6 protein-coding genes are annotated in these 5,203 nt (G+C 51.6%); all 6 read left to right on the top strand.

Going from position 1 to position 5,203, the window contains the following annotated elements:
- Nucleotides 1–117: 117 nt before the first annotated feature.
- Complete coding sequence (locus PPL9_RS02685) at nt 118–357, top strand: hypothetical protein (RefSeq protein WP_057461205.1); 240 nt, start codon at nt 118–120, stop codon at nt 355–357.
- A 218-nt stretch (nt 358–575) separates the two neighbouring features.
- A complete protein-coding gene (locus tag PPL9_RS34050; RefSeq protein WP_082596480.1) occupies nt 576–899 on the top strand; it encodes an HNH endonuclease signature motif containing protein in 324 nt (107 codons plus the stop codon).
- A 178-nt stretch (nt 900–1,077) separates the two neighbouring features.
- Nucleotides 1,078–1,554, top strand: a complete 477-nt coding sequence (locus tag PPL9_RS02695) for a hypothetical protein (protein ID WP_057461207.1) — start codon at nt 1,078–1,080, stop codon at nt 1,552–1,554.
- Between the two features lie 13 nt (nt 1,555–1,567).
- A complete protein-coding gene (locus tag PPL9_RS02700; protein WP_057461208.1) occupies nt 1,568–3,283 on the top strand; it encodes a terminase large subunit in 1,716 nt (571 codons plus the stop codon).
- Nucleotides 3,280–4,506 carry a phage portal protein gene (locus PPL9_RS02705; protein WP_057461209.1) on the top strand — a complete coding sequence of 409 codons (1,227 nt, stop codon included), beginning with the start codon at nt 3,280–3,282 and terminating at the stop codon, nt 4,504–4,506. The genes PPL9_RS02700 and PPL9_RS02705 overlap by 4 nt, the downstream gene beginning before the upstream one ends.
- Nucleotides 4,503–5,203: head maturation protease, ClpP-related (locus tag PPL9_RS02710; RefSeq protein WP_082596481.1), on the top strand; the 701-nt coding region annotated here is incomplete at its 3' end. The genes PPL9_RS02705 and PPL9_RS02710, both read left to right, overlap by 4 nt.

Below are 5,203 nucleotides of genomic sequence, written 5' to 3' on the forward strand. Positions count from 1 at the left end.
TTCAAAACAACCAAGAGTAAATGCCTAATACTTCCAGCTAAATACTTGGTATAAATTCAGTAATATCAGATATTTACTCTTTAAGTTAGCGCCTATGGTGCTCCGCACCGTGTACCAATGCGTGAGATGCTTCGAATTATCGACACAGCTTGCGAAGCTGAAGTTGGAGGAAAGCTCGTTAAGGGGCAGCTCTTTAGCATTGGTGATGAGGTTATGCTTGTCGCTGGCACTGGGGCAAAGTTGAATGGTATAGTTCGGGATCTCAAAAAGAATGGTAGGGCAGTTCGAGTTGAGGTTGAGGCGTTCGGTCGGACTACAAAAGCAACAGTGCCGGTTGACAAAGTGGCGTTGAGTTAACCAAGATACGCGGCAGGATGATCACGTGGATCTTCGGGGCCTGAGCGGCTAGAACCCGCTACACAAACAGAGCGACCCGAACACGAGACCCAGTCAACATAAGACGCTGAGAAGCGGAGTTGGCGCGAAGAGTTTCTATGGAATTTCGATACGCATGCAGAGTGCGTCAACTGGTTCGCTGAGAGGCGGGCCTTTTTTCTGTTTGAAGGCAGCTTCCTTTGCCACTCAAATCCATCACACCCCGCTTGAACACATTGGGCTCAACGCTGCGCAAAGCGCCGAAGGCGGTTGATCCGTTCTACCTCACGGCTGAATGGAAGGCGCTCGCCAAGTACATCAAGCAGCTGCGCGGCTATGTCTGCGAGATGTGCGGCAAGGACTTCTCGAAGCTGCAACACAAGCTCATCGCTGACCACATCGTCGAGCGCAAGGATGGCGGCGCTGACCTCGATCCGGGCAACATCCAGTGCCTTTGCACGTGGTGCCACAATCGGAAGACTGCGAAGGTGCGGCGGATGCGTTGCCAAGTCATTAATTTATAAGATGAAATTCGGTTTGAATGAGTTGCTCGGGAGCTGTTGAGCGCCTCTGAGGCGGCTGTGAAGGCTTTAACGGCTGAACTGCCAAGTCATTGATTTTCAATGGAAAATGGGGGGGTGGGGTGAAAGTCCGGGGGCTGAATGGCCCTTACCCGCCCCATTATAACTGAGAGATTTTTTTTTGGCCGACTTCGAATTTGACCTGCTAGGCGATCCAATCCCTGAAGGATTTGTGAAACGAGGGCGTCCACCTCATGTGGTGAGCGACGAAAAGCGTAGACTTGTCATACAGTTACTGGCGTTCGGAAAAACTCAGGATGAAATTGCAGCAGCTTTAGGGATCACAGCTCCCACTTTGCGTAAGAATTATTTTCGTCAGCTCAAGGTCAAGGATGATGCTCGGGCGAGAGTGGAAGCCAAGCTGCTGGACAAGCTCATGGACATGGCTGAAGCCGGGAAGGTGTCAGCGATCAAGGAGATCTTCTCGCGGCTTGAGCGCTCTGATCGTGACAAGCTGGCTGATGCGATTGCTAACCGCGGAAAGAGTGTTCCTGCTGCATCTGAAAAAGCGCTCGGCAAAAAAGAAGAGCGCAAAAAAACGGCAGAAGATTATGCCGGAAAATTTGCACCTCCCCAAGCTCCCCAGCTGATCAACTGAAGAAAGATCTGTCTTGAAAGTTCAGCACTGGTCAACAGCCTGCGTGGATTGGGAACAACGGATTGTTCAAGGGAAATCTCTCATTCCCTTTGATCCCTTGTTCTCAGCAGAAGCCGAAGCAGCTTTGAACGTCTTCAAGTCGCTCAAAGTAGTTGATGTTCCGGGCATGCCGACATTTGGTGAGTGCTGTGATCAGTGGGTGTTCGATTTTGTTGGTGCGATCTTTGGAGCCTATGACGCGGGAGAAGGACAACGTTTGATCAGTGAGTTCCTGCTCCTGATCTCAAAGAAAAATGCCAAGTCCACCATTGCAGCCGGGATCATGGTGACGGCGCTCATTCGCAACTGGCGTCACCTCAATGAGCTGCTGCTGTTGGCTCCAACCATTGAGGTGGCCAACAACTGCTTTGATCCAGCTGCGGCGATGGTCTCCTACGATCCGGAACTCAAAAGCATTCTTAAGGTGACCTCGCACCAGCGGACAATCAGGCATGAGACCACAAATTCAAACCTAAAGATTGTGGCGGCTGACAGCGACACGCTCTCTGGCAAAAAAGCTGGTTTTGTTTTGGTCGATGAGTTGTGGTTGTTTGGCAAGAAGCCAAAGGCAGCGGCCATGCTGCAGGAGGCCACTGGCGGATTGATTGCTCGTCCTGAAGGATTTGTTGTTTATCTGACCACGCATTCCGATGAACCGCCAGCAGGGGTCTGGAAGAGTAAGCTTGAATACTACCGCGATGTGCGTGACGGGAAAATTCACGATCCTGAGCGGCTTGGAGTTCTCTACGAGTTCCCCAAAGCAATGCTCAAAAGCAAGGATTATCTGAAGCCGGAAAACTATTACATCACCAATCCCAATCTAGGGCGTTCCGTTCGTAAGAGCTGGCTGGAATCCAAACTTCGCGAAGCCATGGATGGAACGGGTGAAGAAGACAAGCAGAGCTTCCTTGCCAAGCATTTGAATGTGCCAATCGGCATGAACCTGCGACGGGATCGGTGGGCTGGAGCTGATCATTGGCAGGCTGCTGAGTTCACTGTGATCCGTGATTTTGATGAGTTTTTGGATCGATGTGAGGTTGTGACTGCTGGTGTTGATGGCGGCGGTCTGGATGACCTTCTAGGGCTTTGTTTTATCGGGCGCGAAAAAGAGAGCGAGACCGAGAAAAGCAGATGGCTGCTTTGGACCTGTGCATGTTGCCATGAGAGTGCCTTAGACAAACGCAAGCAGATTGCGACGGCGCTTAGAGACTTCGAGAAGGATGGCGACTTGTTCATCTGTGAGAACATCGAAGACGATATTCCGATTGTTGCTGACTACATTGAGCAAGTTCTGGATCGTGGTCTGTTTCCGAAAGAACATGCCATTGGACTAGACCCAGTCGGAGTGGCTGCAATTGTTGATGAGCTGATGGAGCGGGAGGTCAAACAAGAGCAGCTTGTTGGTGTACCTCAAGGCTACAAACTCTCAGGCGTAACCAAAGGCATGGCGCGGAAGCTAGCAGACAAATCTCTGGTTCATGGTGGCTCGCGGTTGATGGCTTGGTGTGTTTCTAACGCCAAAACCGAGAAACGCGGCAATGCCGACTACGTGACCAAGCAAGCCTCCGGTTCCATGAAGATTGATCCGCTCACAGCAGCGTTCAACGCGTTCGATCTTATGAGCCGCCATCCAGAAGCAGAAGGCAATGGCCTGGACGATTTCCTCAGCAATCCGGTGATGGTTATATGATCAGATTTTTAAAGGCAGCAGCTCGCGGCATTAAGCAAGAGTTGCGTGCAGGCGAGTCGGGATGGATCAACCTCAATGGGGGAGATGCATGGACTGGGGACGGTCATTCTTCTGCGGCTGGCAAAACCGTGAATGCGTCCTCTGCTCTGGCGTTTTCTGCTGTTTGGGATTGTGTTCGCAAGACTTCACAGGTGATCTCAACACTGCCTCTCGCGCTTTATGAAAAGGGTGATGGAAACAGCAGGGTGAAGATTGAAGAAGAGCTTTCTGAGGTTCTTTGTAAAAGCCCTAACCGTGAGCAAACTGGGGTTGAGTTCTGGGAAGGCATGACGGCGCATGCAACTTTGCGCGGCAATGCATGTGCCGAAAGACTCTTTGTGGGACCAAGGCTGGTTGGTTTACGTCCTCTGCTCAATGCCACACCCAAACGCAATCAAGATGGCAAGCTGGAATACAGCGTCTATGACCGGGGCAAACACAGCACATTGCCCGCTGATAAAGTGTTCCATCTGCGCGGGTTTGGGGCTGGTGATGGTTTGGGCATGTCAGCCATCAAGTATGGGGCGAACTCAATTGGTGCTGCTTTGGCTGCTGATGAAACAGCGGGCAGTGTTTTTTCAAATGCAATGATGGCTGCAGGCGTATTGAGTTCCGAACAAAAGCTCAACGAGACGCAGCGCGGGCAACTTCAGGCGATCCTCACCAAATTCTCAGGTTCTCGCAAGGCAGGTAAAATCCTGACGCTTGAAGCTGGGCTTTCTTACAAGCAGCTCCAGATGAACCCTGAAGATGCGCAGCTTTTGGAAACCCGGCGCTTTGGCGTTGAAGATGTTTGCAGATGGTTTGGGGTTCCGCCGATTGTGATCGGCCATTCATCTGATGGCCAGACCATGTGGGGCAGTGGTGTTGAGGCGGTGATGTTGTCCTGGCTCTCGCTCGGTATCAATCCGCTACTTATCAAAAACGAAGCTCGTATCCTGAAAGACCTCATTCCAGTTGAAAAGCGCGGGCGTTGGTACGTGGAATATAACCGCGAAGCCATGTTGCAAATGGATAGCAAGGCCAAAGGCGACTTCCTCCTCAAAATGCGCATGGGTGGCTTCATGTCTGGTGATGAGGGACGCGACAAGCTCAATCTGCCACGGCGCGGTGGCAACAGTGATGAGCTGGTGGTTCAAACCTCTATGGGACTGGTCGACTTGCTAGGAAAGGAAGACAAATGAGCATCCGCAATTTGCCAAATGTCCCAGTGTTGGCTGGGAAAGGTCTTCAAAGTGCGATTGCTGAAAGCGTACAGCAGCGCTGGAATCCCGATATCAAAGCAGCAGCTGGTGAGGATGGCGAAAGCACCATTTCCATCCTCGATCCAATTGGCGAGAGCTGGATGTATGAAGGAGTGACTGCCAAGCGAATTTCAGCGGCGCTGCGCAACATTGGTGAAAAGGATGTGGTTGTCTCGATCAACTCTCCAGGTGGTGATTTCTTCGAAGGGTTGGCGATCTACAACCTGCTGCGCGAGCACAAAGCAAAGGTGACCGTGAAGGTGCTGGGGTTAGCAGCATCGGCGGCTTCTGTCATCGCAATGGCGGCAGATGAAATCCAGATCGGGCGAGCGGCTTTCTTGATGATCCATAACACATGGGTTTGTGCATGCGGTGATCGCCATGCGTTCCTTGAGGTCGCCGATTGGCTAAAGCCGTTTGATGATGCGGCAGTCAGCATCTATCACGCACGCACCAAGATCTCGGAAAAAGAGCTGAGCAACCAGCTCGACAAAGAGACCTGGATCAATGGTGAGAGTGCTGTTGAACAAGGGTTTGCAGATGCGCTTCTTCCCAGTGATGAGATTGAGCAGGCTCCAAGCCAAGCTTCCGATAAGCCCTCACCAAATGCTGCGCAGAAGGAGCTTGATATCCTCCT

This window comes from Pseudovibrio sp. POLY-S9 (genome assembly GCF_001431305.1).
Lineage (GTDB): Bacteria > Pseudomonadota > Alphaproteobacteria > Rhizobiales > Stappiaceae > Pseudovibrio.

Coding starts and splice junctions, on each gene's coding strand:
- PPL9_RS02685 (WP_057461205.1), top strand. CDS start 118: ATGCGTGAGATGCTTCGAATTATCGACACAGCTTGCGAAGCTGAAGTT.
- PPL9_RS02705 (WP_057461209.1), top strand. CDS start 3,280: ATGATCAGATTTTTAAAGGCAGCAGCTCGCGGCATTAAGCAAGAGTTG.